Origin of the sequence: Streptomyces sp. MMBL 11-1, assembly GCF_028622875.1 — a bacterium.
In the GTDB taxonomy this organism is placed as follows: domain Bacteria; phylum Actinomycetota; class Actinomycetes; order Streptomycetales; family Streptomycetaceae; genus Streptomyces.
This window is the reverse complement of record NZ_CP117709.1, coordinates 3,056,650-3,082,764: the sequence shown is the minus strand read 5'-3', so window position 1 is coordinate 3,082,764 and position 26,115 is coordinate 3,056,650. Positions and strand designations below refer to the sequence as shown.

The 26,115-nt window shown below is 72.1% G+C and carries 23 protein-coding genes; 12 read left to right on the top strand and 11 right to left on the bottom strand.

The annotated features are described in order from the left end of the window. Positions 1 to 163: 163 nt before the first annotated feature. A complete protein-coding gene (locus tag PSQ21_RS13215; RefSeq protein ID WP_274030705.1) occupies positions 164 to 2,023 on the top strand; it encodes a class I adenylate-forming enzyme family protein in 1,860 nt (619 codons plus the stop codon). Here PSQ21_RS13215 and PSQ21_RS13210 read toward each other — a convergent pair. Continuing rightward, positions 2,010 to 3,287: a M6 family metalloprotease domain-containing protein gene (locus tag PSQ21_RS13210; RefSeq protein ID WP_274030704.1), complete on the bottom strand. Its 1,278-nt coding sequence runs from the start codon at positions 3,285 to 3,287 to the stop codon at positions 2,010 to 2,012. The genes PSQ21_RS13215 and PSQ21_RS13210 overlap by 14 nt on opposite strands. A 268-nt stretch (positions 3,288 to 3,555) precedes the next feature. Between PSQ21_RS13210 and PSQ21_RS13205 the strand changes: the two genes are divergently transcribed. Both PSQ21_RS13205 and PSQ21_RS13200 read left to right on the top strand, forming a co-directional pair. Then, positions 3,556 to 4,287 carry a TetR/AcrR family transcriptional regulator gene (locus PSQ21_RS13205; protein WP_274030703.1) on the top strand — a complete coding sequence of 244 codons (732 nt, stop codon included), beginning with the start codon at positions 3,556 to 3,558 and terminating at the stop codon, positions 4,285 to 4,287. 316 nt (positions 4,288 to 4,603) lie between these two features. After that, positions 4,604 to 6,127, top strand: coding sequence for an MFS transporter (locus PSQ21_RS13200; protein ID WP_274030702.1), 1,524 nt, complete (start codon positions 4,604 to 4,606; stop codon positions 6,125 to 6,127). Between the two features lie 49 nt (positions 6,128 to 6,176). Here PSQ21_RS13200 and PSQ21_RS13195 read toward each other — a convergent pair whose 3' ends face one another. Next, complete coding sequence (locus PSQ21_RS13195) at positions 6,177 to 6,689, bottom strand: MarR family winged helix-turn-helix transcriptional regulator (protein WP_274030701.1); 513 nt, start codon at positions 6,687 to 6,689, stop codon at positions 6,177 to 6,179. Positions 6,690 to 6,975: 286 nt separating this feature from the next. Here PSQ21_RS13195 and PSQ21_RS13190 point away from each other — a divergent pair, with 286 nt between their 5' ends. Then, positions 6,976 to 7,758 carry a dioxygenase family protein gene (locus tag PSQ21_RS13190; RefSeq protein WP_274030700.1) on the top strand — a complete coding sequence of 261 codons (783 nt, stop codon included), beginning with the start codon at positions 6,976 to 6,978 and terminating at the stop codon, positions 7,756 to 7,758. A gap of 282 nt (positions 7,759 to 8,040) precedes the next feature. Here the strand turns inward: PSQ21_RS13190 and PSQ21_RS13185 are convergent, their stop codons facing one another. After that, positions 8,041 to 9,138: a questin oxidase family protein gene (locus PSQ21_RS13185; RefSeq protein ID WP_274030699.1), complete on the bottom strand. Its 1,098-nt coding sequence runs from the start codon at positions 9,136 to 9,138 to the stop codon at positions 8,041 to 8,043. Between the two features lie 545 nt (positions 9,139 to 9,683). On the opposite strand from PSQ21_RS13185, the gene PSQ21_RS13180 reads away from it, so the two are divergent. Next, positions 9,684 to 10,685, top strand: coding sequence for a sigma-70 family RNA polymerase sigma factor (locus tag PSQ21_RS13180; RefSeq protein WP_274030698.1), 1,002 nt, complete (start codon positions 9,684 to 9,686; stop codon positions 10,683 to 10,685). 130 nt (positions 10,686 to 10,815) lie between these two features. On the opposite strand, the gene PSQ21_RS13175 is transcribed toward PSQ21_RS13180, so the two are convergent. Beyond that, positions 10,816 to 11,922 (bottom strand): helix-turn-helix transcriptional regulator, encoded by a 1,107-nt coding sequence (locus PSQ21_RS13175; protein WP_274030696.1) that lies wholly within the window; start codon positions 11,920 to 11,922, stop codon positions 10,816 to 10,818. A 61-nt stretch (positions 11,923 to 11,983) separates the two neighbouring features. Here PSQ21_RS13175 and PSQ21_RS13170 point away from each other — a divergent pair, with 61 nt between their 5' ends. Then, positions 11,984 to 13,546 (top strand): MFS transporter, encoded by a 1,563-nt coding sequence (locus PSQ21_RS13170; RefSeq protein WP_443334386.1) that lies wholly within the window; start codon positions 11,984 to 11,986, stop codon positions 13,544 to 13,546. Positions 13,547 to 13,655: 109 nt separating this feature from the next. Here PSQ21_RS13170 and PSQ21_RS13165 read toward each other — a convergent pair whose 3' ends face one another. Together PSQ21_RS13165 and PSQ21_RS13160 are read right to left on the bottom strand one after the other, a co-directional pair. Then, positions 13,656 to 14,411: a DUF6227 family protein gene (locus PSQ21_RS13165; protein WP_274030693.1), complete on the bottom strand. Its 756-nt coding sequence runs from the start codon at positions 14,409 to 14,411 to the stop codon at positions 13,656 to 13,658. Positions 14,412 to 14,724: 313 nt separating this feature from the next. Then, positions 14,725 to 15,852, bottom strand: a complete 1,128-nt coding sequence (locus tag PSQ21_RS13160; RefSeq protein ID WP_443334420.1) for a P1 family peptidase — start codon at positions 15,850 to 15,852, stop codon at positions 14,725 to 14,727. A gap of 230 nt (positions 15,853 to 16,082) precedes the next feature. Here PSQ21_RS13160 and PSQ21_RS13155 point away from each other — a divergent pair, with 230 nt between their 5' ends. The 6 genes from PSQ21_RS13155 (at position 16,083) to PSQ21_RS13130 (ending at position 21,615) form a co-directional block, all read left to right on the top strand. After that, positions 16,083 to 17,192, top strand: a complete 1,110-nt coding sequence (locus tag PSQ21_RS13155) for an MFS transporter (protein WP_274030690.1) — start codon at positions 16,083 to 16,085, stop codon at positions 17,190 to 17,192. Beyond that, entirely contained in the window at positions 17,189 to 19,516 is a 2,328-nt protein-coding gene (locus PSQ21_RS13150; RefSeq protein WP_274030689.1) for a molybdopterin oxidoreductase family protein, read from the top strand. The genes PSQ21_RS13155 and PSQ21_RS13150 overlap by 4 nt, the downstream gene beginning before the upstream one ends. 6 nt (positions 19,517 to 19,522) lie before the next feature. Further along, positions 19,523 to 20,125, top strand: coding sequence for a 4Fe-4S dicluster domain-containing protein (locus PSQ21_RS13145; RefSeq protein ID WP_007452552.1), 603 nt, complete (start codon positions 19,523 to 19,525; stop codon positions 20,123 to 20,125). Next, the gene (locus PSQ21_RS13140; RefSeq protein ID WP_274030686.1) at positions 20,122 to 20,937 is read left to right on the top strand and encodes a QcrA and Rieske domain-containing protein; all 816 of its coding nucleotides are present in this window, start codon (positions 20,122 to 20,124) and stop codon (positions 20,935 to 20,937) included. The genes PSQ21_RS13145 and PSQ21_RS13140 overlap by 4 nt, the downstream gene beginning before the upstream one ends. Beyond that, the gene (locus PSQ21_RS13135) at positions 20,934 to 21,329 is read left to right on the top strand and encodes a hypothetical protein (RefSeq protein ID WP_097865674.1); all 396 of its coding nucleotides are present in this window, start codon (positions 20,934 to 20,936) and stop codon (positions 21,327 to 21,329) included. Before PSQ21_RS13140 ends, PSQ21_RS13135 begins: the two co-directional genes overlap by 4 nt. Before the next feature lie 61 nt (positions 21,330 to 21,390). Further along, positions 21,391 to 21,615 carry a hypothetical protein gene (locus PSQ21_RS13130; protein ID WP_097865675.1) on the top strand — a complete coding sequence of 75 codons (225 nt, stop codon included), beginning with the start codon at positions 21,391 to 21,393 and terminating at the stop codon, positions 21,613 to 21,615. 16 nt (positions 21,616 to 21,631) lie between these two features. Here PSQ21_RS13130 and PSQ21_RS13125 read toward each other — a convergent pair whose 3' ends face one another. The 5 genes from PSQ21_RS13125 to PSQ21_RS13105 form a co-directional block, all read right to left on the bottom strand. After that, positions 21,632 to 22,162 (bottom strand): large conductance mechanosensitive channel protein MscL, encoded by a 531-nt coding sequence (locus PSQ21_RS13125; RefSeq protein ID WP_274030684.1) that lies wholly within the window; start codon positions 22,160 to 22,162, stop codon positions 21,632 to 21,634. 113 nt (positions 22,163 to 22,275) lie between these two features. Continuing rightward, positions 22,276 to 22,836 (bottom strand): hypothetical protein, encoded by a 561-nt coding sequence (locus PSQ21_RS13120; RefSeq protein WP_274030683.1) that lies wholly within the window; start codon positions 22,834 to 22,836, stop codon positions 22,276 to 22,278. A gap of 433 nt (positions 22,837 to 23,269) precedes the next feature. Beyond that, a complete protein-coding gene (locus PSQ21_RS13115; protein ID WP_274030682.1) occupies positions 23,270 to 24,154 on the bottom strand; it encodes an S-methyl-5'-thioadenosine phosphorylase in 885 nt (294 codons plus the stop codon). Between the two features lie 101 nt (positions 24,155 to 24,255). Next, on the bottom strand, positions 24,256 to 24,618 hold the full coding sequence (locus PSQ21_RS13110) for an FmdB family zinc ribbon protein (RefSeq protein WP_274030680.1): 363 nt from the start codon (positions 24,616 to 24,618) through the stop codon (positions 24,256 to 24,258). Between the two features lie 66 nt (positions 24,619 to 24,684). Next, positions 24,685 to 25,965: an MFS transporter gene (locus PSQ21_RS13105; protein ID WP_274030678.1), complete on the bottom strand. Its 1,281-nt coding sequence runs from the start codon at positions 25,963 to 25,965 to the stop codon at positions 24,685 to 24,687. Between the last annotated feature and the right edge of the window lie 150 nt (positions 25,966 to 26,115).

Below are 26,115 nucleotides of genomic sequence, written 5' to 3'. Positions count from 1 at the left end.
CCGTCCTCGGTGCCGCGCCCGATGTCCCGCCCGCCGGTGCGCGCGAGGGTGACCGCGCCCCCCGGTCGGCTCGTTGGACCCGTCGCCGCCCGGCCTTGGCCCCGCGCCCCCGTCCGCATAGCGTCTCGCGTAGCAGCCAGCGTCAGCGCGAGAGAGGCCGTCCGTGCCGCACACCCATCCGTCCCCGCCCCCGCCCCCGGCCCCCGAAGACGCCGGGGTCGCCGCGGAACGCGCCCGGCGCGCCGCGCGCATCGAGGCCTCCCTCACCGCGCCCGGCGCGCCCTTCGCCGTGGTCGTCGGCGAGCAGGGGACGCCGGAGTACGCCGACGGGCCCCGTACGCTGCGGGAGTTCGTGGAGACCACCTGGGCCTACCGGGACGCGCCGTTCCTCGTCGCCGGTGAACAGCGGTACTCCTACGCCGAGTTCTTCGCCGCCGCCTCCGCCCTCGCCGTACGCCTGCGAGAGCGGTACGGGCTGGAATCCGGCGACCGGGCCGTGATCGCGATGCGCAACCACCCCGAGTGGCAGATCTCCTTCTGGGCCGTCCAGTTGGCCGGTCTCGTCGCCGTACCGCTCAACGCCTGGTGGACTGCGGGCGAGTTCGCCCACGTACTGGAGGACTGCGAGCCCCGGGTGCTCCTCGTGGACGGGGAGCGGCTGGGGCGGGTCGCCGGCTGGGCCCGGCGGACCGGGACGCGCGTCGTCCTCTTCCACGGGGACCACGGAAGTCACGGGGACGACGAAAGCCACGAAAGCCACGGGGGCCGCGGGGACCACGGGGGCCACGGCAAGGCGGACGGCACCGGGCTCGCGACCGGGCTGCGCGTCGAGCGGTACGAGGAGTTCCCCGCCCCCGATCCGCTGGCCGGGCCGCCCGACGTGGAACCCCGGCCCGAGGACGACGCCACGATCCTCTACACCTCCGGCACCACCGGCCGTCCCAAGGGCGCGGTGGCCACCCACCTCGCCCAGGCCGGGGCCGCGCTCAACCCCCGCTACCACGCGGCGGCCTCCGCGCTGGCGCGCGGTGTCATTCCGGGGCAGGGGCCCGCCCCCGTCTCCCTCATGACGTTCCCGTTCTTCCACGTCGCCGCGTTCACCGGCTTCTACGGGGCGATGGCGGTCGGCGGAACCCTCGTCCTGATGCACAAATGGGACGCGGACGAGGCGCTGCGGCTGATCCGTGCGCATGGCGTCACGCACTTCGCCGGGGTCCCCGCCACCGGCCTCCAGCTGCTGGAGGCCGCGGAGCGGGCCGGGGACGGGCTGGAGAGCCTCACGCTGTTCAGCACCGGGGGAGCCCCCGCCCCGCCCGCCCTGGTCGCCCGCCTCACCTCCCGGTACGGCGAACGCGTCGAGCCCCGCAACGGCTACGGGCTCACCGAGACCAGCGGCGGGGTCCTCGCGCACTTCGGGGACGAGTACCGGGCGGAGCCGGGCGGCGTGGGACGGCCCACCCCGGTCACGGAGGTGAGGGTCGCCGGGCCGGCGGGCGAGGAGCTGCCCGACGGGGAGCCGGGGGAGCTGTGGCTGCGCGGCCAGTCGCTGTTCCGCGGCTACTGGCGCGACGCGGCGGCGACCGGGGAGGCCTTCGGCGAAGGCGGCTGGTTCCGTACGGGGGACCTCGCCGTACGCCGCGAGGGGCGGGTCGCCATCGTCGACCGGCTCAAGGACATCGTGATCCGGGGCGGCGAGAACGTGTACTGCGTCGAGGTCGAGGGCGTCCTGCACGACCACCCCGACGTGGCCGACGCCGCCGTCCTCGGCGTCCCGCACCCGGTGCTGGGGGAGGAAGTGGCGGCCGTCGTCCGGCCGCGCCCCGGGGCCGGGGTCACCGCCGGGGCCCTGCGCGAGCACGTCGGCGGGAGGCTCGCCGCCTTCAAGGTGCCCGCCCGGGTGCTGTTCACCGACGGGCCGCTCCCGCGCAACGCCACCGGGAAGCTCCTCAAGCACCGGCTCCGGGTCTTCGTGGAGTCCGACGGGGCGTGCGCTCCGGGCGCCGAGCCGCTCACGGGCGGGTGACCCGCACCCGGTAGGCGCCCTCCTCGTCCTCGTCCAGCACGGATATCCGTACGCCGTTGGCCCGGTCCGTGAAGGTCTGGCCGGGGCGGAAGGGGGCGTCGGACAGTTCCGCGTGCACGTTGGGGCGGCGGGTGCAGCCGCCGCTGTCCTCGGTGGCGTCGGCGACGGAGACCGGGCCCTGGCCGGTGTCCACGTCGGAGCTGACCTTGTAGATCAGCACCCCTGGCCGGCAGACCGCCTCGTCGTTGCCCGCCTCCGTACGGACCTCCACGGCGTAGCCGGACCGGTCGCTCAGCGGGACGAAGGCGAGCTTGGTGCCGCCCTCGGTGGCCAGCGGGCCGAGCGTGTGCTCGCTGACGCCGGGCTGCGAGGCGCAGCTGATCTGCTCGTTGTCGAGCCAGCCGAGCTTCCACTTGTGCCAGGCCAGGAAGTCGTTGTTGGCGCCCCAGTCCTCGGACATGATGTCCCAGTGCCCGACCGAGCCGCCGCCCTCCATCGTGTAGAGATCGGGCAGTCCGAAGACATGGCCGTTCTCGTGCGGCAGGACGCGGTAGCCGGTCTCGGCGTACGACCCCGATCCGTCGTCCTGGCGGCTGTAGACGAACGACGTGTTGGAGAGCGGGACACCGTCCGCCGTCGGGGCCTCGTCGTTGCCGGAGAAGGTCACCGAGAGCACGGTGTCCAGCGCGGAAGGGCCGGCGTTCGGGCTGACCAGGACGTTGACCAGGTCGTACGCGGAGAAGTCGACCCGGGGGTCGGCAGCCGCGACGATGTCATTCACCAGCTGGCGGTAGCCCGGCTCGAAGGGTGAGCCGCGCTCTATTCCGTACTCCGTGAACGGCATCGGCATCCGCAGCCAGTCCTTGACGGGGGCCTCGGGCCGGTAGACGAGGCGGCCGTAGGAGCTGGCCCGGAACCACTCGGAGGTCTGCGGGAAGAACTCCGCGTACCGGTCGGTGGCGGGTTCCGTTCCCTCCGCGTCGGGGAAGTCGATCATCAGGTTGAGCGCCTTGATCTCGCCGGTCGACCGGGCGTAGCCGGGCGGGGTCGGCAGGCCCTCGGACATCTGCACGCCCATGGTGGCGGAGATCCGGCACGGGGCGAGGGCGGAGTCCTGGCTGGTGGCCGCCGGGCCCGCCGAGGCGCGGCCGGTGGTCGGCACTGTGGTGCTGGCCGAGGCCATGGCCGCTATGACCAGCGCGGTCGCTCCGGCCAGGGCGACCGGGCGGCGGTGTCTGCGTATCCGGTGGCGGGGCTGCTGCATCGGGGCGCCTTCGGGGTCCGCGGCAGTCGGCCGACCCCTGACTGCGCTCTGGCGATCAGCCTGTGCCGGGTGGTCCGGGGCCGCTCGCTGGGTGCGCCGATCGGAGGGTTTTCCGCCAAGAAAGCGGTGTGGTTCAGGTCACGTTCTGGCGGGAAATAAGCGGGGACCCTCTCCCCGTTTGCATACGTGTCCCCGCTAAACGGGGAGATGGTCCCCGGTTACCCAAGGGGGCTGACCGGCTACACAGAGGGAAGGGGGGAGCGTCATCGTGGAGACGGAGACGGAGACGGAGACCCAGACGGAGACGGAGACCGTCGCCGAGAGGGCCGCGAAGCACACCGCGCCGCCGGCCGCCGAGAGCACCGCACCGGCAGCGCCCTGCCGGACGCCCCGCCCGCGCGCCGACGCGCTCCGCAACCGTGAGCGGATCGTCACGGCGGCCCGCGAGCTGTTCGTCGAGTTCGGGCCGGACGTGGCGCTGGACGATGTCGCACGGCGAGCGGGCGTCGGCAACGCCACGCTCTACCGGAACTTCCCCGACCGCGCCGCCCTCACCCACGAGGTCGTCCTCGCGGTCACCTCCCGCACCACCCTCCGGGCCGAAGAGGCCGCCGCCACGGAGTCCGACCCGTTCGCCGCGCTCAGCCGCTTCGTGCACGCGGCCGCCGACGAACGGATCGGCGCCCTGTGCCCGATGCTCTCCGGCGTCTTCGACAAGGACCACCCCGAACTGCTCGCCGAGCGCCGGCGCCTCGAAGAGGCCGTCGAAGGGCTTGTGGCGCGCGCCATGTCCGCGGGGCGGCTGCGTACCGACATCGCCGTCGGTGACGTACTCGTCGCCCTCTCCCAGCTCACCCGGCCGCTTCCCGGCATCGCCTGCCAGGGAATCGACCGGTTCACCCACCGTCATCTGCAGTTGTTCCTGGACGGACTGGAGACCCCGGCCCGCTCCGAACTGCCCGGATCGGCGGCGACCTTGGAGGATCTGCGGCGCCCCTGACGCCCGCGACGACCTGAACCTTCCGGACCTGTCCCGCCCTCACCGGTGACGCCCGTCGGCGTGTGCGTGTCCCCGGCCGTCCGACGCCGACGCCGACGCCAGTCCGTCACTGTCACTGTCACTGTCACCGGGAGCGCCCTCCCGCGTACGTCCTTTCCGCCTACGAGGACAGCTGTGTGTCCACGTAGGCGTCCCACGAGCTCATGTCATCCCGTCGCGCGTACATCAGCACGTACTCCGGCGCGCGCCCACTTCACCCACTTCGCCCACTTCGCGACGCCCCGGCGTCCTCGCACGCACTTAGGTGACTACACCCATGTCAAAAACGGCTGATACCGCCCTTCCCGATCCAAGTCGCTGGAAGGCCCTGGCCTTCATCGCGCTCGCCCAGCTGATGGTCGTCCTCGACGCGACCATCGTGAACATCGCGCTGCCCTCCGCCCAGACCGACCTCGGTATATCCGACGGCAACAAGCAGTGGGTCATCACCGCCTACGCCCTCGCCTTCGGCGGGCTTCTCCTCTTCGGCGGCCGGATCGCCGACCTCTGGGGACGCAAGCGCACCTTCGTCGTCGGTCTGATCGGCTTCGCGCTGGCCTCCGCGCTCGGCGGCGCCGCCCAGAACGAGGCGATGATGTTCGGCTCCCGGGCCCTCCAGGGTGTCTTCGGCGCCCTGCTCGCCCCGGCCGCCCTCTCCCTGCTCGCCGTGATGTTCACCGACGCCAAGGAGCGCGCCAAGGCGTTCGGCATCTACGGGGCCATCGCCGGTGGCGGTGGCGCGGTCGGGCTGATCCTCGGCGGTTTCCTCACCGAGTACCTGAACTGGCGCTGGACGTTCTTCGTCAACATCCCGTTCGCCATCGTCGCCGCCGCGGGCGCGTACTTCGTGATCCGCGAGCCGTCCGGCGCCCGCAACCGTGCACCGCTGGACATCCCCGGCGTCGTGCTCTCCACGCTCGGCCTGGTCGCCCTGGTGTACGGCTTCACCCGCGCCGAGTCCGCCGGCTGGTCGGACGCGGTGACCGTCTCCATGTTCGTCGCCGCCGCCGTGCTGCTGATCGCCTTCGTCGTGACCGAGGCGCACGTGAAGTCGCCGCTGCTGCCGCTGCGCGTCCTCACCGAGCGCAACCGCGGCGGGGTCTACCTCTCGCTGGGGCTCGCCATCATCGCGATGTTCGGGCTGTTCCTCTTCCTGACCTACTACCTCCAGGTCGTGAAGGGCTACTCCCCGGTGAAGACCGGCTTCGCGTTCATGCCCATGATCGTCGGCATGATCACCGGGTCCACCCAGATCGGCACCCGGCTGATGACCCGGGTCCCGCCGCGCCTGCTGATGGGCCCCGGCTTCCTGGTCGCCGCGGTCGGCATGCTGCTCCTGACCCAGCTGGACCTGAACACCAGCTACGCCGCCGTCATCCTGCCCGGCATGCTGCTTCTCGGCCTCGGCATGGGTACGGCGTTCATGCCGGCGATGTCCCTGGCCACGCACGGCATCGAGCCGCGTGACGCGGGTGTGGCCTCCGCGATGGTCAACACCTCGCAGCAGGTCGGCGGCGCCATCGGCACCGCACTGCTGAACACCATCGCCGCGAGCGCCACCACCGCGTACGTCGCCGATCACGCGGCCCGCGCCACGGACCCGCAGCTCCTGGAGCTCCAGGCCATGGTGAGCGGTTTCGCCGCCGCGATCTGGTGGGCTGTCGGCATCCTCGTCGCCGCCGCGGCCATCGCGCTCACCCTCATCAACACCGGCCGCCCCGGAATGGGGTCCGGCGGGGCGGACGACGCGGCCGGCGCGGGTGCCGAGGAGGAGTTCAGGATCCCGGTGGTCGCCCACTGACGACGGCGGCACCTTTCCCCGCCCGGTCGTTCTTCTGCCCTGGTTCCGCTCAGCGGAGCCAGGGCAGATCCGCGTCCGTGTCCTCCGGCTCCAGGCCGGTGGCGATCGCCCGCATGATCTCCCCGAGGCTCCTCACCTGCTCGGGCGTGAGCCGGTCGAACATCGCCTGCCGTACGGCCTCGACGTGGCCCGGCGCCGAGCGGCGGAGCATCGCGTACCCGTCGTCGGTGAGCACCGCGTTCTGGCCGCGCTTGTCGGAGGGGCATTCCTCGCGGCGTACCCACCCGTTCTTCTCCAGCCGGGCGATGGCGTGCGAGAGCCGGGACCGGGTGATCTTCGCGTTCCGGGCCAGCTCCGTCATCCGCATCCGGCGGCGGGGGGCCTGCGCGAGCTGGACGAGCAGCCCGTAATAGATGTGCGGCATGCCCGCGTCGCGCTGCAACTGGCGGTCGAGGTGATCCTCCAGCAGTGTGGTGGCCTGCAGATAGGCGCGCCAGGCGTGCTGCTCCTCGTCGGTGAGCCAGCGCGGGGCGCTGGTGGATGCCGTGGTCATGTACTCCACTGTACGACCTTTTCTTGAAAGTTTAACTAGATAGGGTTAAGGTCTCCGGAGCTAAGGTCTCCGGAATTAGGAACTTGAAGTTTCAAGAAGCCTGCCCGCCGGCGGGTCCCCGCAGAGGATCCAGAAGGGGCGCAGGGCCCCCGGGTTGTGCAGGGCCCCTGCACAACGATCCCTCATATGACCTCGGGGAACTTCTGCTCGGCCGAATGCGTGACCGGAACCAGTGCCCTGTGCGCCCAGCGCGGCGCCCGTCGCCCTGGCGCCGCGTCCAGTGGATGGGAGTGCCATGACAGTCACCGCGGAGCGGATGCCCGCCCTCTACCTCTCGCACGGCGCGCCGCCGCTGGCCGACGATCCCGTCTGGCCCGGTGAACTCGCCGCCTGGTCCGCGGGGCTGCCCCGCCCCCGCGCGATCCTGATGGTCTCCGCCCACTGGGAGGAGGCCCCGCTCGCGCTCGGCGCCACCGGGACCGTGCCGCTCGTGTACGACTTCTGGGGCTTTCCCGAGCACTATTACGGGGTGCGTTACGGAGCCCCGGGCGCGCCCGAACTCGCCGACAGCGTCCGCAAGCTGCTGCGCGGAGCCGGTACGCCGGTCCAGGACATTCCGGACCGCGGCCTCGACCACGGCGCGTACGTACCGCTGGTGGAGATGTTCCCGGACGCCGACATCCCCGTCCTCCAGATCTCGCTGCCGACCCTCGACCCCCAGAAGCTGATGGGCATCGGGCGCAAACTCGCACCCCTGCGTGACGAGGGCGTTCTCATCGTCGGCAGCGGCTTCTTCACCCACAACCTGGCCGCTCTGCGGCACCGGGGCGGCGGCGTTCCCGGCTGGTCGGCGGAGTTCGACGACTGGGGCGACCGGGCGCTGCGGGCCCAGGACGTCGACGCGCTGATCGACTTCGAGCACGCGTCCCCGGCCGGGAAGCTGGCCCACCCGCGCACCGAGCACTTCGCGCCGCTGTTCGTGACGCTGGGCGCGGCCGAGGGCGAGCTGGACCGGGGGCGCAGCGTCATCGACGGCTTCTGGATGGGGCTGGCGAAGCGCTCGGTGCAGTTCGGCTGAGGGGGCTTTGGTCGCGTCGGAGGGCCCCAGGGCCGCTACGGAGGGGCCCCAGGGCCGCCGTCGGAAGGTCCCAGGTCCGCCTGCGGAAGGGCCCAGGAACGCGGCGGATGGGCCCAGGGCCGCGACGGGGGCTTCCAGGGCGGCTACGAAGGGCTCCATGGTCGCTACGGAGCGGTCCCGGCGCGCCCCGAGACCGCTCCGGACCGCCCCAGTCGACCCCAACCGCCCCCTAACCGCCCCACCCAGCCGCCCCCCCAACAGGTCCGACCGCCCCGGAACGTTCTAAAAGACCGGCGGGTTCAGCTCGATCGCGCGCCGGGCGGCGGTGAACGCGAGCGCGTCGCCCACGTCCAGTGCCGTGTCGGCGAACTTGATGGTGTGGTCGTCGCCATGCGCCGCCGCCCGGGCGAACAGCTCCCCAGCGTCCGGGGCGCCGGACTCCGGGGCCGGGACGGGGGCCGCCTCACGGGGTGCGTAGGCGGCGGTGACCGCAGCGCTCGCAGCCCAGGCGGCCCGCAGACTCGGCACCCACAGTTCGCCCGGCAGGGCCGGCAGGGTACGCAGGACCGCGTTGGGTGCGGTCGCCGCGTGGACCAGCATGATCGGATCGCCGTGCGCGTGGGTCGCGTACCGGTGCGTCGAGGCCCGTACGAGCTCCCGGAGCGCGGACCGGGCCGCCTCCGGGCCGCCGGGCCCCCGCCCCGGACCGGTGCCTCCTCCCCGCCCCGGGGCAGGGTCTCGCTCCGGCTCCGCGGCGGAGTCCCGCTCCGGCTCCGGCCAGGTCGGGAAGCCGGTCAGCTGCGCGAACCGCTCCCGGATGCCGCCGTTCGGGTCGGGCACCAGCGGGACCCGGTACAGCGCCGCCGCCGCACTCGGGGCCGGGCCGAGCGGCGTCAGGGCGGGCAGCGGCTGGTGCCGGGCGGCCCAGTAGCCGAGGGCGTGGGCCAGCTCCCGGACGCGCGGGACGCTCTCCTCGCCCGCCAGCAGGGTCCGTACGGAATGTCCCACCCGGATCGCCGGATGCGTGGCGCCCGCGGCGATGCCCGGCAGCAGCCGGGGCCACCACTCGGCGAGCACGTCGCGCCAGGGTTTCTCGGCCGTTTCCTGCTCGAAGAACGCCGTCCAGTCGGCGATGCGGCGCGGGTCGCCCAGCGCCTCGTGCCAGTTCCGCGCGGTCACGGGGGAGCCGGTGCCGTCCGGCATCTCCTCCAGCTTCGGGCCGTACCGGTCCAGCCAGCGGTGCACCGCCGGCGCCTGGCCGTGCCGCACCAGGGCCTCCACGGCCATCGGCGCGTGATTGCTCAGCCAGCCGTCGCGCTCCGGTCCCGAGACATGGATGCGCTCCAGCGCCTCGTCGAGGGTGCCTGTGGTGTCGTCCATGCCGAGCACGCTAGGCGCGGGCGGGCCGGAACGGATCGGGCCACGGTCCCGGTCGTTCTCGGACCGGGGTCCCAGGTACTCCGGGCCCCGGTTACCGGCCGGATCGGTCGGCGGTCGTACGTCCCGGGGCCCAGGGGCCGGGGTCCTGCGCTCCGGCGCGTCGTGGACGCCCTGAGCAACCCGAACGCCGCCCCGGCCGTCTTCCGGGATGCGAGCGCGGCCCTCCCGGCGCCGGGAGGGCCGGGGCCGGGTGGTCCGGGTGGGGCGCAGTGCGACGTGCGGGTGAGTGCGGTCTCATGCCCGCGCCGATTCCGGGTACCCGGTCGGAGAGCCGCGAAGGGGCCGAGCGCCCCCGCTACCGGCTCTGACCTGCGCGTCCGGCGGAGTCCGGAAGCGGAATGCAGCGGTCGGAGCCGGACAGGGTACTGCATGATCGCGAAAGTGAATGTGCGGCATGGGAATTCTGTCCGGATTCCAGTCGTTGTTTCCAACGGATGCAGGGCACCTCGAAAGGGTGTCGCGACCTACTCAGCAAGGGAGCACGCATGGCAACCCGTGCCGTCGCCCGTCGTACGTCCACCACTTCCGGTGGGTCCGGCCGGGCAGGCAGTGTTCGCGCCGTGGGCGGAGAGATCGCCGATCGCGACCTGGTCGGCATGTACCTGGACGAGATCGCCCGCACACCGCTGCTCGACGCCGCCAAGGAAGTCGACCTCTCCCAGACCATCGAGGCGGGCGTCTTCGCCCAGCAGATCCTCGACGGCGCGGTGGAGAGCGCCGCCGGTGACGCGAAGCGTGAGGAGCTGGAGGCGCTGGTCGCCGAGGGCGAGCGCGCCAAGGACATATTCATCCGTTCCAACCTCCGGCTCGTCGTGGCTGTGGCCCGCCGTTACCCGCGCGCCGGGCTCCCTCTGCTCGACCTCATCCAGGAGGGCAACGCGGGCCTGGTGCGCGCGGTCGAGAAGTTCGACTACGCCAAGGGCTTCAAGTTCTCCACGTACGCCACCTGGTGGATCCGGCAGGCCATCACCCGGTCCATCGCCGACCAGTCCCGCACGATCCGGCTCCCCGTCCACCTGGTGGAGGAGCTCGGCCGGATCCGCCGGGTCCAGCGCGAGTTCAACCGAGAGCACGGGCGTGACCCGGAGCACGCGGAGATCGCCGCCGAGCTCGACTCCAACGCCGAGCGCGTGGGCAACGTCCTGGACTGGGCCCGCGACCCGGTCAGTCTCAACATGTCCGTGGACGACGACGGCGACACCCAGTTCGGCGACCTGCTGGAGGACACCTCCGCCGTCTCGCCCGAGCAGTCCGTGATGACCCTGCTCCGCAGTGAGGAGCTGGAGGACCTGATCGGCAAGCTCGACAACAGGACTGCCTCGATCATCAAGATGAGGTACGGCATCGAGGACGGCCGGGAGCGGACGCTGACCGAAGTGGGCAAGCAGCACGGCCTCACACGGGAGCGGATCCGCCAGATAGAGAAGCACGCACTGCTCGAATTGAAGCGAATGGCTCACGACACGGGCTTTGACGCTGCGGCGTGAGCCAATAACCCGTAATCTCCCCATCAAGCCGGTTCGCACCGGCCGACCGACCGGGTCATTCCGGTCACCCGACCGGTTTTCACCGGTCCCTGAGCTGAGCCCCGGCGCCCACCCCCCCCGGCGTCGGGGCTCATCCCTGTTCCGGGTCCGCCACCGGACGCACCCGTTCCGGGGTGGCGCGGGGCCGGTCCTGGCCCGGGGCCCGCCCTGTTCCGCGCCGCCCTCCCTCCGAGGCTGAGGCCGGGGCCGGGGCGAGGGCGGCGCGGGTCAGCCGGGCGCCGAGGCTCTCCAGGTACGCCACCAGTTGCGGCGGCCCGTGCGCGGAGAACTCGCAGTCCACCAGAGCCAGCCGCAGCGCCACCCACTCCAGCGAATCGGTGCACGAGGTCCGCAGCCGGCAAGCGCCCTCCCCGTCGGGCTCCGGCGTCCCGAGATGCGCGGGCAGCCGCGCCGCCACGAACTCCGCCGGCGCCCCGAACCACACATCGAGGCACAGCTCCGGCTTCATCCGCCTCATCGACCGGGCCAGGTACTTCGCCGCGTCCCCGCCCCCGGCGTCACCCCCCGCGCCCTCGACGGGCAGCGGCCTCGGCGCGAACCTGGCCCCCGTCGCGTGCGGCTCGCCGACCCGGTCCACCCGGAACGTACGCCAGTCCTCCCGGTCGAGGTCGTACGCGACCAGGTACCAGCGCTGCCCGGTGCTCACCAGCCGGTACGGCTCGACCTGCCGTTTCGTCCGGGTGCCGTCGCCGCTGCGGTACGCGAACCTCAGCCGCTCCCGCCCGGTGGCCGCCGAGGCCAGCGTCGTCAGGGTCCGCGGGTCGATGGTGGAGCCGTCGCCCCGGGTCAGCGGCACCGTGGCGTTCTGGAGCGCGGAGACCCGGTGCCGCAACCGGGAGGGGAGCACCTGTTCCAACTTCGCCAGCGCCCGTACGGAGGCCTCGTCGACGCCCTCGATCGCATGCCCCGCCCCGGCCCGCAGCCCCACCGCGATGGCCACCGCCTCCTCGTCGTCCAGCAGGAGGGGTGGCATGGCAGCGCCCGCCACCAGGCGATAGCCGCCGACCGAGCCGCGTGACGCCTCGACCGGGTAGCCCAGGTCACGCAGCCGGTCGATGTCCCGGCGGATCGTGCGCGGACTGACATCGAGCCGCTCGGCCAACTCGCCGCCCGGCCACTCGCGTGGGGTCTGGAGGAGCGACAGCAGTTTCAGCAGTCGTGCGGGGGTGTCGGACATGGCTCCAGGATGCCGGACCATCAGGTCAGCATCTGACCTGATGGATGCCTAGGTTCCTCCCATGCCTACTTCCGCACCTCCGCCGCCCACGGCGTCGCACCTCGCACCACCCACCACACCTGCCACCCCCGCCCCACGGACCGCAGAGGAAGCAGCCGCGGCCCCCGCCCCGGCCGACCGGCGTCGCTGGTTCGCGCTCGCCATCGTGATGACCGCCGCCTTCATGGACCTGGTCGACGTCACGATCGTCAACATCGCGATCCCCAGCATCCAACGCGAGACCGGAGCCTCGGTCTCCGCGATCCAGTGGATCACCGCCGGTTACGCGCTCGCGTTCGCGGCCGGGCTGATCACGGGCGGCCGGCTCGGCGACATCTACGGGCGCAAGCGGCTCTTCCTCATCGGCATCGGCGGATTCACGCTCGCCTCCGCCCTGTGCGGATTCGCGGGCAGCCCCGAGATACTGGTCGCCGCGCGGGTCCTCCAGGGCGCCACCGCCGCACTGATGGTGCCTCAGGTGCTGTCGATCGTGCACGCCACCTTCCCCGCGCACGAGCGTGGCAAGGTCTTCGGGCTCTTCGGCGCGATCGTCGGGCTCGGCGCGGTCTCCGGGCCGCTGCTGGGCGCGCTGCTCACCGAATGGGACCTCTTCGGGCTCGGCTGGCGGCCGATCTTCCTGATCAACCTGCCCGTGGGCATCGCCGGACTGCTTCTCGGCGCGAAGTTCATCACCGAGTCGAAGGCCCCCAGGGCGGTCCGCCTCGACCTGCTCGGCGTCGCCCTGATCACTCTGGCGATGCTGATGCTCATCTACCCGCTCACCCGGGGACATGAGCTGGGCTGGCCGCTCTGGGGTCATCTGTCGATGGTGGGCAGCCTGTTCGTCTTCGGGGCGCTGGTCCTGTACCAGCGGCACAGGGCGCGGACGGACGGCTCGCCGCTGATCGAACTTTCCCTGTTCCGGGTCAAGAGCTTCGCCGCCGGCATCGCCGTGCAGCTGACCTTCGGTGTCGGCCTCGGCATCTTCTTCCTGGTCTGGACCCTGTACATGCAGATGGGTCTCGGCTGGAGCGTTCTGCGCGCCGGCACGACGGGCATCCCGTTCTCCGTCGCCGTCTCGGTGGCCGCCGGGATCTCCGTGCAGAAGCTGGTGCCCCGCTTCGGCCGCAAGGTGCTCCAGGCCGGTGCGCTCCTCATGATCGCCGGACTGCTGGTCTACCTCTGGGAGAGCGAGCAGTACGGCATGGCCATCACGTCCTGGCAGATGGCCGTCCCGCTGGTGGTCATGGGCGGGGGGATGGGGCTGGTCGTGGCTCCGCTGACCAACGCCGTGCTCTCCGAAGTGCCCAAGGAGCACGCCGGATCGGCGTCCGGGCTGATCAACACCGTGCAGCAGATGGGGACGGCGCTCGGCCTCGGCCTGGTGTCCGTCGTCTTCTACGGGGCGATCGGCGACCGGCTGGCCCCCGAGGCGGTCGGCCCGGCGTTCGTCGACGCGTTCCAGCAGGCGCTGTGGTGGGTGGCCGGGGTGTTCTCGGTGATCTTCCTGGTGATGTTCGCGCTGCCCGCCCGGCCGCGCGCCCACGTCGAGGGCGACGCCCACGCGGAGGGCGGCGCGAGCTGATCCGTGCGGGCGGCAGGGCCGCCCCCCGTGTGGGAGGCGTGACCGGCCCGGCCGCGGCCGGCTGGTGCGGCGAGCTGGCCGGGCCGGTCACGGCGGTCCGGGTCAGCGGTCAGCAGATCCGGATGCGGTTCTCCATCGCCGCACGGGCGGCGTGCTCGTCCTCGTACACCTCGCACATGTGGCGGCCGTCGGGCGTCGCCGTGTGCTCGACCTCCCACAGGCTCGTCTCGCTGCCGTCCAGCAGCAGGAACGCGTGCTCGTAGAGCGTGAATCCGGCCGGGCGGCCGTCGACGCGGCACTGACGTCCGAAGATCTGGGTGATGTGGTGGGCGAACGCGGACCGGAGCAGCCGTGTCTTCCGCTCGCCCGGCCGGTCGGCGTTCTCCGCGCGGCGCAGCACCCGGCGGGCGTGGTCCGCGGAATTGTCGGGGGCGTACGTCCGGGGGAGCGGGGCCGGCGGGGCCGACATCAGCAGCGTCAGCATCTCCAGATCGCCCGGGGTCTCCCGCACCCCCTCGTCGCCGAAGGCCGGGGAGTCGGAGAAGCTCCCGGCGAGGCGGGAAGCGGCGATGCGGGCGTCGCCCTCGTCGTCGTACAGCTCGTGCCGACGCGGTATCCGCACGTCCCGGCCTCCGCTGTGCACCAGCTCCCACAGGGTGAGGGTGGAGCCGTCGGCGAGGAGATACGTGTGACGGTAGGTCTCGCGGTGCAGCACGGAGCTGTGGTGCGACGAGTGCAGCGAACTGCTGTGGGTGAGCGCGGTGCCGAGGCGGTCGACCGTGCTGTCGGGAAGGTCGAAGGAGTTGAGGGCGCGTCGCAGGAGTCGGTCGAGGTGGTGCTCGGTTGTCTCGTACGGATCGCTCAAGGTGGTGTCTCCAGGCCGTCGCCGCGTGTTACTTGGTGCGTGCTTAACGTAGTCCCTGGGTCCGACATCGTGACCGGGGTTGGTAAAAACGTGGGGCGCGCGCAGAAAGTTCCCCGCCTGTTCCCGGTGCATTTCGGGCGGTTGGGGCGAACTCCCTTGCGCAGACGACGAGTCGGGCGCCCGCGCGCCCCTCGCCCACGCCGCGCGCCCCCCCGGGGGCCGCCGACCGGACCGGCCGCCAGGCGCCGCGCGACCACGTGGCGCTGACCGCCGTACGGCCTCGTGGTGCTGTTCGCCGTACGGCTCCGTGGTGCTAGGACCAGGCGCCGTACAGCTCCGTGTACGAGAGGAGCCTGCCGCCCGGTCCCTCGATGCTCCGGGCCGCGCGCGCGGCCTTCACGATGGCCCGCGCCAGGACGTCCGCGCCCGCCGCCAGGATCTCGTTGACGGCGGCCGGGTCCCCGGGCGGCACCCGTATCTGCCCGGTGGCCAGCGTGAACACGGTGTCCCCGTCGGTCAGGAGATGGACAGGGCGCACCGCGCGGGCCAGCCCGTCGTGTGCGGTGCCCGCCAGCTTCTGGGCCTGAGCCCGGGTCAGGTCCGCGTCCGTGGCGACGACCGCGATCGTCGTGTTGAACGGCGGGGCTCCGGCCCCGGCCGCCTCCGTCGCCTCCCGCTCCCGCGCGAGACGCCGCGCCGCCGCCGCGTGGACCTCGGCCGGAGGGTGGACCGGCGGCTCCCCCGTCCCGTACTCCCCGAACAGCACCCCGGTCCGGGGGTCGACCACCGAACCCGCCGCGTTCACCGCGACGAGGGCGGCCACCGTGACCCCGGAGGCGAGGCGGGTGCTCGCCGTGCCGATGCCGCCCTTGAGCTGCCCGGCCATCGCGCCGGCGCCCGCGCCCACGCCGCCCTCGGTGACGGGCTCCCCGGCCCCCGTGGCTGCCGCGGCCTCCACCGCGGTGCGGCCGGTCGACGCGTCGGGGCGGGCCCGCCAGTCGCCGCCCCGGCCGAGGTCGAAGAGGGCGGCGGCCGGAACGACCGGCACCACCTGGGTGGGTCCGGCGCCGACCCGGACGCCCCGGCCCTGCTCCTCCAGCCAGGCCATCACGCCGGACGCGGCGTCGAGCCCGTACGCACTGCCTCCCGTGAGGACGACGGCGTCGACCCGCTGCACCAGATTGCGCGGGTCCAGCGCGTCCGTCTCCCGCGTGCCCGGCCCGCCGCCCCGCACGTCCACGGCGGCCACGGCCCCGCCCTCGGGGGCCAGGACGACGGTCGTGCCGCTCAACGCACCCGCCCCGGCGACCTCGGCGTGGCCGACGCGGATTCCGGCCACATCGGTCAGCGCGTCCAGCAGGGGCGAGCGCCCGGAAGCCCCGCCCTCCGGCTCCACGCGGTCCCCGGATGCCGCACGGGCCTCGGGTCCGACGCGGTCCATGGGGTCCTTGGGGTCCCTGCGGTCCCTGGGGGTCATCGCGTGGCTCCTCCGGTCGGGGTCGGGGCCCGCAGGGGAGTGCGGGCGACGCCTTGCGAACGTACCGGCGGGAGCGGCGCGACGAGCAAGCCACCCGCCCGGACAAGGGGCCCGTGCGACTGTCCGGGCGACCCCGTCACCCTCTCACGCCACAAAACGGGTTCAATCGGCTCAAACAGTCCTACGGTGGCCGGGTGACCGAGCCCTCAGAAGCCACCGCAGCCGCCGAGCCCCAGGCCCCCGGCGGCCCCGCGGGCACGCCTTCCGCCGCTACCGGCCCCCGGTCCGTCACCACCCGGGCGACGCTCGCCGGCGTGGCTGTCTCCGCCCTGCTGATCCTCGCGATCGTGCTCGGCAGCCGCATGCTCCGCAACTTCGACTCGGCTCTCCTCCCCTATGCCGTGGCCACGGTCTTCCTCGCTTTCGGCGTCGCCTACCGGTACACCGTCTGGGTCTCCGCCCCCGGTGCCCGGCGCCTCTTCAAACAGGGCCTGCGCAGCCTCTTCTCCCTGGACAACTTCCGCAGGGCCCCTACCGCCCTGCCGAAGATGATCGCCACCTATCTGGGCTTCCAGAAGTTCCTCGGCGCCCGCTCCCACGCCCGCTGGGCCGCCCATCAGCTGATCTTCTGGGGCTGCGTCCTCGCCGCGCTGATCACCTTCCCGCTTACCTGGGGCTGGTTCACCTTCACCTCCGGCAGCGGTGCGGGACCCGGTTACGAGATGAGGATCTGGGGCTTCAAGATCCTCGGGTTCGATTCGCTCAACGTGCTCGGCTGGCTCATGTTCCACGGCCTGGACATCGCCGCCGTCCTCGTCATCCCCGGTGCCTCGTACTTCCTGTGGCGCCGGATGAAGGACCGCGGCGCCGCCACCGGTCAGCGCTTCGCCTACGACCTGGTGCCGCTGATCGCGCTCATCGTCATCTCCGTGACGGGGCTGCTGCTCACCTTCTCCTCGATCTTCCTGCACGGCGGCGGCTACCAGTTCCTCGCGATCCTGCACATGGTGTCGGTCGTCTTCACCCTCATCTACATCCCGTTCGGCAAGTTCTTCCACATCGTCCAGCGCCCGGCCGCGGTCGGCATGCAGCTGTTCAAGTACACCGGCCGCAAGGACGACGAGGTGTTCGCCTGCCGCCGCTGCGAGGAGCCCATCGACACCGGCCCCTATGTCGAGAACCTGCGCGGCACCATGCGCGACCTCCGGCTCGACTTCGACTCCTGGGCCGCATACTGCCCGCGCTGCAAGCGGGTGCTGCGCGGCAGCGCCTACCTCTCCCATGTGAAGAAGGGCTTCAAGTGACCGCGGATCCGCGAGCTGCAGCCGACCGCCGGACGTTCATCCCCCTGGACCCCTCCCTCGCCCCTCCCGGCACCCGCGCCTTCCGGGACGCGGGCGGCATCCCGGCCGACCAGTGGCACGCCGACCAGAACGGCGAGACGCTCGTGCCGACCCACTGCTGCTTCTGCGGTGTCCAGTGCGGGATGTATCTGCGCGTGGACCGCCGCGGCAAGGTCTTCGGCGTCGAACCCCGCAACCACGACATCAACCGGATGCGGCTCTGCCCCAAGGGCATCAACGCCTACCAGCAGGTCAACCACCCCGACCGGCTCACCGCCCCGCTGATGCGCCGCTCCCGCGACGAGGAGTTCCGCGAGGTCTCCTGGGAGGAGGCGCTCGACTTCACCGTCTCCGAGATCAAGCGCATCCAGCAGACCCACGGCAACGACGCCTTCGGGCTCCTCGGCGGGGCCAGTCTGTTCTCCGAGAAGACCTATCTGGTGGGCAAGTTCGCCCGGGTCGCGCTCAAGACCCGGCACGTGGACTACAACGGGCGCCTCTGCATGGTCAGCGCCGCGGGCGCCAACAAGCTGGCCTTCGGCATCGACCGGGCCGGCAACCCCTTCTCCGACATCCTGCTCACCGACTGTCTGCTCATCGCGGGCTCCAACGTCGGCGAGTGCTTCCCCGTGATGACCCAGTACGTCTGGGGGGCCCGGGACCGGGGAGCCAGCCTCATCGTCATCGACCCGCGCGAGACCGCCATCGCCCGGACCGCCGACATCCACGTCGCCCTCAAGCCCGGCACCGACTCCGCTTTCTTCACCTCCGTCCTGCACGTCGTCATCGAGGAAGGGCTCACCGACGAGGACTACCTCGCCGCCCACGCCACCGGCTGGGAGGAGGTCAAGGCCAAGGCCGCCGAATACCCGCCCTCCCGTGCCGCCGCGATCTGCGGGATCCCCGCCGAGCAGATCGTCCAGGTCGCCCGGACCTTCGCCCGCGCCCCCAAGGCCATGGCCTGGCACGCCCGGGGCATCGAGCACCACTCGCAGGGCGTCGAGAACTGCCTCACCGTGATCAACCTCTGCACCGCCACCGGCCACATCGGCAAACCCGGCGCCGGCTACGGCACGATCACCGGCCAGGGCAACGGACAGGGCGGCCGCGAGCACGGCCAGAAGGCCGACCTCCTCCCCGGCGGACGCTCCATCATGAACGAGGAGCACCGCCGCCAGATCTGCGAGATCTGGGGCATCGAGGAGTCCGAACTCCCGCCCGCCGGGACCTCCATGATGGAAATGGTCTGGCAGATGCAGCGCCGCGAGATCCGCGGCCTCATCGGCATCTGCAACAACCCCTTCGTCTCCCTGCCCAACTACCGGGTGGTCAAGGAGGGGTACGACGCCACCGAGTTCCACGCGCAATTCGACTTCTTCCTCTCCGAGACCGCCGCCAACGCCCATGTCGTCCTCCCTGTCACCACCTGGGCCGAGGACGAAGGGGTGATGGCCAACGCGGAAGCCCGCGTGGTCAAGCACAACAAGGCCCAGGACCCGCCGCCCGGCGTCCGCACCGACACCTGGGCGATGTGCGAACTCGCCCGACGGCTCGGCGCCGGCGACAAATTCGACTTCCCCGACTCCCGGTCGGTCTTCGACGAGCTGCGCGTCGCCTCCGCCGGCACCGTCAACGACTACTACGGCATCACCTACGAACGTCTGGAGGAGACCGGCGGCATCGCCTGGCCCTGCCCCACCACCGACCACCCCGGCACCCCCCGGCTCTTCGAGGACGGGAAGACCTACCACCCCGACGGCAAGATCCACCTCCAGGTCGTCGAATGGCACCCCCCGATGGACCCGTACGACGACGCCTACCCCATGTCGCTCACCACCGGCCGCACCGTCGCCCACTTCCTCTCCGGCAACCAGACCCGCAGGCTCGGCGCCCTCGTCGAACAGACCCCGCGCCCCTGGGCCGAGATCCACCCCTCCCACGGCTTCCGCAACGGTGAGCCCGTCCGCGTCGTCACCCGGCGCGGCAGCGAGGTCTTCCCCGCCCTGGTCACCGAGGCGATCCGCCCCGACACCGTGTTCGTCCCCTACCACTGGCCCGTCCCCACCGCGGCCAACGCCCTCACCATCGACGCCCTCGACCCCCGGTCCAAGATCCCCGAGTACAAGGTGTGCGCCTGCCGCGTCGAGCACGCCGAGCGGATCGACGAGGTCCCCGCCCCACCGGTCGCTCCCGGTCATGTCGCCTACCCGGAGACCCAGGTCTCCCGTACCGACCCGCTGCCTCCCACGGCCCCCCAGGGCCGTGGCACCTCGGAGAGGAGCTGAGGCCCCATGATGGGCAGAACGATCTTCATCGACCCGGGGCGCTGCATCGGGTGCCAGGCCTGTGTCTCCGCCTGCCGCGAATGCGACTCGCACCGCGGCAAGTCGATGATCCACCTCGACTACACCGACGAGGGCCACTCGGTCGCCTCCCTTCCCACTGTCTGCATGCACTGCGAGGACCCGGTCGCCCCGTGCGCCGAGGTCTGCCCCGCCGACGCGATCCTGGTGACCGCCGACGGCGTGGTGCAGCAGGCCGACACCACCCGCTGCATCGGCTGCTCCAACTGCGTCAACGCCTGCCCCTTCGGCGTACCGAAGATCGACCTGCAGGCGAAGCTGCAGATGAAGTGCAACCTCTGCTACGACCGCACCGCCTACGGCCTCGCCCCCATGTGCGCCACCGTCTGCCCGACCGGAGCGCTCTTCTACGGAACCGTCGAGGAACTCCAGGCGGAGCGCCCCGGCGTACAGGTCGCCGACACCTTCGTCTTCGGCGAGACCGAGGTCCGCACCGGCGTGGCCATGGTCGTCCCCGCCGAACGGGTCCAGTGGCCGGTCCCCGGCGGGCTCCCCGTCGTCGAGATCAACGGGAAGGACGTCCGCCGATGAGCGTCACCGATCACCAGCCGGGCGGCGACCACCCCGCCGGGGGAGACCCGCGCGAGGCGCTCCAGGACCGGATCGCCGCCGACTCCCTCACCACTCGGCGGGACTACCTCCGGATCGTCACCACCGTCTCCGGAGGGCTCGCCGTCGGCGGCATCGGGGTGGCCGCGGGCATGCTCCACCGCCACGGCGACGGCGAGGAGGGCAAGGCCCCCGAGGCGAAGCGCATCGCCGGGCGACTCCAGCCCGGCGAGTCGATCGCCTTCCGCTACCCGGGCGAGGAGGACCGGGCCGTCGCCGTCCGCCTCGACGACGGCACGCTCGTCGGCTACTCCGCCGTCTGCACCCACCTCGCCTGCGCCGTGCTCTGGCGCAAGGACCGGGGCACCGAGGGCGAGCTGTACTGCCCCTGCCACGAAGGAGTCTTCGACGCCAGGTCCGGCGAGGTCACGGCGGGACCGCCGCCGCGCGGGCTGCCCAAGGTCGTGGTCATCGAGCAGGACGACGGCAGTATCTGGGCCGTGGGGACCACCCGCTCCGGCGAGAGCATCGAGGAAGGCCTCTGCCGCCAGCTCGGCGGCGACCGCCCCGACCTCGCCTCCCGCATCGGGTGCCCCGACATCGGCGGCGGAGCCGAATCCCCGCCCCGGGCAGCCGGCGCACGACCCGGCCGCCGGAACACCGGCGAGCGGCCCCCGACCCGGGCCGACGGCGGAACGGAAACCGCCCGCCGGGCCACCGGCCCCGCACCCGGCCCCGGGCCGGGAGCCGGCGAGACCCCCGCCACCGCCGGGAACACGGGCAGGCGGGCATGAGCGACACCCCGCACCCCGAGCAGCCGCTGCCGCCCCCCGGCAGCCACTTCCCCACGTACCACCCCGGCAGCGCCGACCCCGAACTGAACCGGCCCGTCCACGAGCGGTATCCGCAGATCCGTCCCACCAGCGGATACGGGGACCCTCGCGTCCGGCACACCGGCCCCGGGCCCGGAGCGGGCACCGACCAGGACCCCGAGCGCTCCTCGAAGCTGACCGCCCGGCTCACCCTGGCCATGACCGTCGTCATCGGTCAGCTCTGGGGGCTGACGGTCCTGATCGACGAGTGGATGGAGGGCAATACCGGCACCGCCTGGTGGGGTGCGGGCTTCCTCTGCCTGTCGTTCCTCGTCGTGCTCGGCCTGTGGCTCATCGACCCGAAGGACCGCTGACGCCCACCGCCCGGCTCCACGGCGGCTCACATCCGGTGGTGCCCCGCCGTACCCTGGAGACATGAGCGCCGCCCCCGCCCCCAGCCCGCGCGATGCGAAGCAGCAGCAGCCACAGGAGCAGCCGCACGAGGAACCGAAGCCCAAGCCGGTTCTGGACTTCGACGATCCGCTGGACCGGCAGTCCGCGGACGATACGGACCAGGGGTGGGGCGAGCGGCCTCTCTCCGGCGGCAGCGCCGCCGACCTCGCGCGCTTCCTGGACGAGAAGCCGCCCCACCACATCTGAGCGGTGGCCCGGAAGGCTACCCGTCCTCGCGCGGGCCCGCCGCCGCCCCGTCCGTCCCGCCCGAGCCCGGCCCGTGAGAGCCGGGCGCGCCACCGGTGCGCTGCGCCACGAGGGCGTCGCGGATCTCTTTCAGCACCTCCAGCTCGCTCACCTCCATCGTCTCCCGCACGCCTTCCTTGGCGGCCTGCGCCGCCGCCCGCCTGGCCAGGTACTTGGCCATCGGCAGCACCATCAGGAAGTACACGACGGCAGCGGTGATGAGGAAGCTGAGGGCGGCGCTGAGCACCGAGCCCCACAGGATCTCGATCCCGTCCATCTCCCCGGTCCTCGGGTCCGTGGTGCAGGGGCCCCGGAGGCAGGAGCTGTAGTTGTCCAGGTCCTGGGTGCCGAACGCGCCGACCAGGGGGTTGATCACGCCCTTGACGACAGCGTTCACGATGTTGGTGAACGCGGCGCCGATGACGACAGCCACCGCGAGGTCGATCACATTGCCGCGTGTCAGGAAGGCTTTGAAGCCCTCCAGCAGACTGACCTTCTTCTCGCTCACAGGTGAGCCTTCTTTCGCATGGGTGGTGAGGGGAGCGAACTGCTCCGCCACCTAAGGCGGGAGAAGGCGGCACTGTCCAACCCGCTACGCCCCATGGGTGAGGTGAACGGGCGTCAGTTCGCATCGGACACCGCCACGGCCAGCCGCCCCGAAGCGCTCGCGCCCAGCAGCGCCGTGGCCGTCGACCGCTCCACGGACAGCACCACCAGCGCCCCGCCCTCCACCCCCGTGCCTCCGATGCCATCCGCTTCACCGATGCCACCCGCTCCTCCCGAACCATGCGCTCGTCCCGGACCGTCCAGCCCTCCCGGACTGTCCCTTCGTCCCGCGCCGTCCGCTCCGGCGCTGGACATGTCGGCCGCATGGCCGCCGGGCCCTGCGGCCGCGTACGGCACCCTCGCCACGCGCACTCCTCGCGCCACCACGCGTGCTTCGTCGTCGGCGTCACCGACCGCGATCACATCGACCTGGTCCCCCGGGCGCAGCAGTCGTACTGTCTCCGGGTCCGCGATCCGGACCGGCGCGGAGACCAGCCGCACGGCCGGCCGGCCGGCCCCCTGCGGAGCACCCGGTGGGCCGGACTCCCCGTCGGTACTGCTCAGGCCCGTGGTGGCCAGCGCGGCACCCGCCAGCGCGAGCCCCGCAGCCGCCGCGCGCCGCTGTCGACGCAGCATCCGGCGCAGCCGGTCCGCACCACCACCCCGCACACGCAGGGGTCCGAACGGCCTCACCCCGCATGGCGGGGGCACCGGCGCCGGAGGCGGGCACGGGGACGGGGACCGGGACGGGGAACGAGTTGGCGAGGAGGGGAGGGAGGAGGGCAGGGAAGGGGGTCGAGACGGGAAAGGGGGCGTGGACATGGGCGGGGGCATGGGCGGGGGCATGGGCGTGGACATGGCATCACCTGGATTCCGGCGGAGGAGGGCAAGGGAGAGAGAGGGGAGGGAACGGTGAAGGGGGGTCCGGACCGGTTGTTCCGGCCGAACCCCCCTCACTCTCCACCGTCCGCGCAGATCCCGCTGAGGCCTGTGGACAGTCCCCGCACTGGGGATAACTCCGTCACCCGTTCCGGCGACGCCCGCCCTGCCGAAGCGCCGGCGATCCCCGCTACGGCAGGGCGATCCCCGTGTCGATCCCGTCCAGGGCATGGGCGCACGTGCAGTTGCGGTTCTCGCTCTTCGGCAGCCCGGCCACCGCGTCGAACAGCACCGAGCGCAGCCGGTCCACGTTGGCCGCGAACACCTGGAGCACCTCTTCGTGCGAGACGCCCTCGCCCGCCTCGGCCCCCGCGTCCAGGTCGGTCACCAGGGTCATCGTCGTGTAGCAGAGGCCCAGCTCCCGGGCGAGGACCGCTTCGGGGTGTCCGGTCATGCCCACGACCGACCAGCCCATCGCCGCGTGCCAGCGCGATTCCGCACGGGTCGAGAAGCGAGGACCCTCGACGACCACCAGGGTGCCACCGTCCACCGGCTCCCAGTCGCGTCCGCGAGCAGCGGCGAGCGCGGCCTTGCGCCCCTCGGGGCAGTACGGGTCGGCGAAGCCCAGGTGGACGACGTTCGGTACGGTCCCGTCGGCCCGGGTCTCACCGTCGTAAAAAGTCTGCACGCGGGCCTTGGTGCGGTCCACCAGTTGGTCGGGGACGAGCAGGGTGCCCGGTCCGTACTCCGGCCGCAGCCCGCCCACCGCGCACGGGCCGAGGACCTGCCGGACCCCGACGGAGCGCAGAGCCCACAGGTTGGCCCGGTAGTTGATGCGGTGAGGCGGCAGGTGGTGGCCGCGTCCGTGACGGGGCAGGAAGGCCACCCGCCGGCCGCCGAGCTCGCCGAGGAAGACCGAGTCGCTCGGTTTCCCGTAAGGGGTGTCCACGGTGACCTCGGTGACGTCCTCCAGGAAGGAGTAGAAGCCCGAGCCGCCGATGACACCGATCTCCGCGGAGCTCCCGGTACCCGCCGTACCCGTACCGGAGCCCGTTTCGTCAAGTGCGTTCGCCATGCGGTCACCGTATCGGCAGGAGCGTTTTCCGGGGCGAACGCCCGGACCCCGCCGAGTGGCCTCGGCGGGGTCCGTGAAAAGCAGGTGGGGCGTACGCGGGCTCAGGCGGCCGACGTACTGCTCGACGTGGCCGGCGCGGACGCCGACGACGAGGAGGAGCCGGACGAAGACGAAGACGAAGAGGACGACGATGTCGCGCTCGTCTTCGTGTCCGAACCCGACGACGAGGACGACGTGGAGTCGGACGACTTCGAGGGCGTCGACGCCGCTGTGCTGCTCGACGAGGAGCCGCGGCTGTCGTTCCGGTAGAAACCGGAACCCTTGAAGACGATGCCGACCGCGGAGAACACCTTCTTGAGGCGTCCGTCGCAGCTCGGGCACACGGTCAGGGCATCATCGGTGAACTTCTGCACCGCCTCGAGGCCCTCGCCGCATTCGGTGCACTGGTACTGGTAGGTCGGCACTTGCTCCTCCTGGCACTCTCACTCAATGAGTGCTAACGACGCTCCATACTGACGTATTCCGTTGAATCAGTCCACCGTGACCGGCTCGCGGTGACCGATCCCACGTGCCACGGTGCGTCCCGAGGGCTTCGGAGACAGCCGCGAACGCAGGGCCAGCAGGGTCAACAGGGCCAGCGCTGTTCCGGCCAGAGGCACCAGGAAACCGGTGCTCGCGCCATGGGCGTCGGCGAGTTGCCCCGCCACGGTCACGGCCGCCGCCTGCCCGAGCGCCACGGCGCCCGTCAGCCAGGTGAAGGCCTCGGTGCGGGCGGTGGCGGGCACCAGCGCTTCGACCAGGGTGTAGCCGCTGATCAGCGCCGGAGCGATGCAGAGGCCGACCAGCAGGCCGAGCCCGGCCAGCAGCGGCACCGAGTGCACGGCCCACAGGCCGGACGCGGTCAGGGTCAGCGCCACGTATCCGACGATCAGCCGACGGCGCGGGCTGCTCTTCCAGGCGATGGCGCCGCAGGCGATGCCGGCCAGCATGTTGCCCGCTGCGAAGATCCCGTAGAGGACGCCGTTCACCCCGGGGTGACCGATCTCCTCGGAGAACGCGGTCAGCGAGACCTGCATCCCACCGAAGACCGCGCCGATGCCCAGGAAGACGACGGCCAGGACGCGCACGCCCGGTACGGAGAGCGCCGAGGTGTGCGGTTCGGCCGTGGTGGCCGCGTTGCGAGGCGCGGGCTGGGTGGCGCGCTGCGCGGCGAAGAGCAGGCCGCCGACCAGGGTCAGAGCGGCTTCCGTGATGAGTCCGGCCGCCGGGTGCACGCCGGTGCACAGCGCGGTGGCGATCACCGGGCCGAGGACGAACGTGAACTCGTCCGTCACCGACTCGAACGCGGCCGCGGTGGACATCAGCGGAGAGGCGGGCCGGTCGGGGCCCGCCCCCAGCATCGCCGCCCAGCGGGCCCGCACCATGGGGCCGATCTGCGGGATCGAGGCGCCGGTCGGCACGGCGGCGGCGAACAGCGCCCACAGGGGTGCGTCCGCCAGCGCCAGCACGGTCAGGGCGCTCACGGAGGCGGTGTGGAGGAGGACCCCGGGCAGCAGGACGGCGCGCTGACCGAAGCGGTCGGCGAGCTTGCCGCTCTGCGGCGCGAACAGCGCCATGGAGACGCCGGAGACCGCCGCGACGGCTCCCGCGCTGCCGTACGAACCGGTCGTGTGCTGCACGAGGAGGACGATGCCGATGGTGAGCATCGCGAACGGCTGCCGTGCGGCGAAGCCCGGGAGGAGGAAGGTCCACGCACCGGGGGTGCGCAGCAGTTGCCCGTATCCGGGGCGGTCGGAGACCGTGGTCGCCACGGTCCTTGCCTTTCTGCCGCCTGGTAGCCCTGCTTCCCGGCGCCCTTGTGGGGCGGGCCGGACGGAAGCGGCCGAGAGCTGTCCTCTTCGCGCTGAACTGCGGTAGATGCCGGGCGACTCGCTGCAATCGGCGAAGAAACGCCGGGCGAA

What these genes read in the sequence shown, in the direction of transcription:
- PSQ21_RS13210 (WP_274030704.1), bottom strand. Translation starts at nt 3,287, where the DNA reads ATGCAGCAGCCCCGCCACCGGATACGCAGACACCGCCGCCCGGTCGCC.
- PSQ21_RS13200 (WP_274030702.1), top strand. Translation starts at nt 4,604, where the DNA reads ATGTCAAAAACGGCTGATACCGCCCTTCCCGATCCAAGTCGCTGGAAG.
- PSQ21_RS13190 (WP_274030700.1), top strand. Translation starts at nt 6,976, where the DNA reads ATGACAGTCACCGCGGAGCGGATGCCCGCCCTCTACCTCTCGCACGGC.
- PSQ21_RS13185 (WP_274030699.1), bottom strand. Translation starts at nt 9,138, where the DNA reads ATGGACGACACCACAGGCACCCTCGACGAGGCGCTGGAGCGCATCCAT.
- PSQ21_RS13180 (WP_274030698.1), top strand. Translation starts at nt 9,684, where the DNA reads ATGGCAACCCGTGCCGTCGCCCGTCGTACGTCCACCACTTCCGGTGGG.
- PSQ21_RS13175 (WP_274030696.1), bottom strand. Translation starts at nt 11,922, where the DNA reads ATGTCCGACACCCCCGCACGACTGCTGAAACTGCTGTCGCTCCTCCAG.
- PSQ21_RS13170 (WP_443334386.1), top strand. Translation starts at nt 11,984, where the DNA reads ATGCCTACTTCCGCACCTCCGCCGCCCACGGCGTCGCACCTCGCACCA.
- PSQ21_RS13160 (WP_443334420.1), bottom strand. Translation starts at nt 15,852, where the DNA reads ATGGACCGCGTCGGACCCGAGGCCCGTGCGGCATCCGGGGACCGCGTG.
- PSQ21_RS13145 (WP_007452552.1), top strand. Translation starts at nt 19,523, where the DNA reads ATGATGGGCAGAACGATCTTCATCGACCCGGGGCGCTGCATCGGGTGC.
- PSQ21_RS13140 (WP_274030686.1), top strand. Translation starts at nt 20,122, where the DNA reads ATGAGCGTCACCGATCACCAGCCGGGCGGCGACCACCCCGCCGGGGGA.
- PSQ21_RS13135 (WP_097865674.1), top strand. Translation starts at nt 20,934, where the DNA reads ATGAGCGACACCCCGCACCCCGAGCAGCCGCTGCCGCCCCCCGGCAGC.
- PSQ21_RS13130 (WP_097865675.1), top strand. Translation starts at nt 21,391, where the DNA reads ATGAGCGCCGCCCCCGCCCCCAGCCCGCGCGATGCGAAGCAGCAGCAG.
- PSQ21_RS13120 (WP_274030683.1), bottom strand. Translation starts at nt 22,836, where the DNA reads ATGCTGCGTCGACAGCGGCGCGCGGCGGCTGCGGGGCTCGCGCTGGCG.
- PSQ21_RS13115 (WP_274030682.1), bottom strand. Translation starts at nt 24,154, where the DNA reads ATGGCGAACGCACTTGACGAAACGGGCTCCGGTACGGGTACGGCGGGT.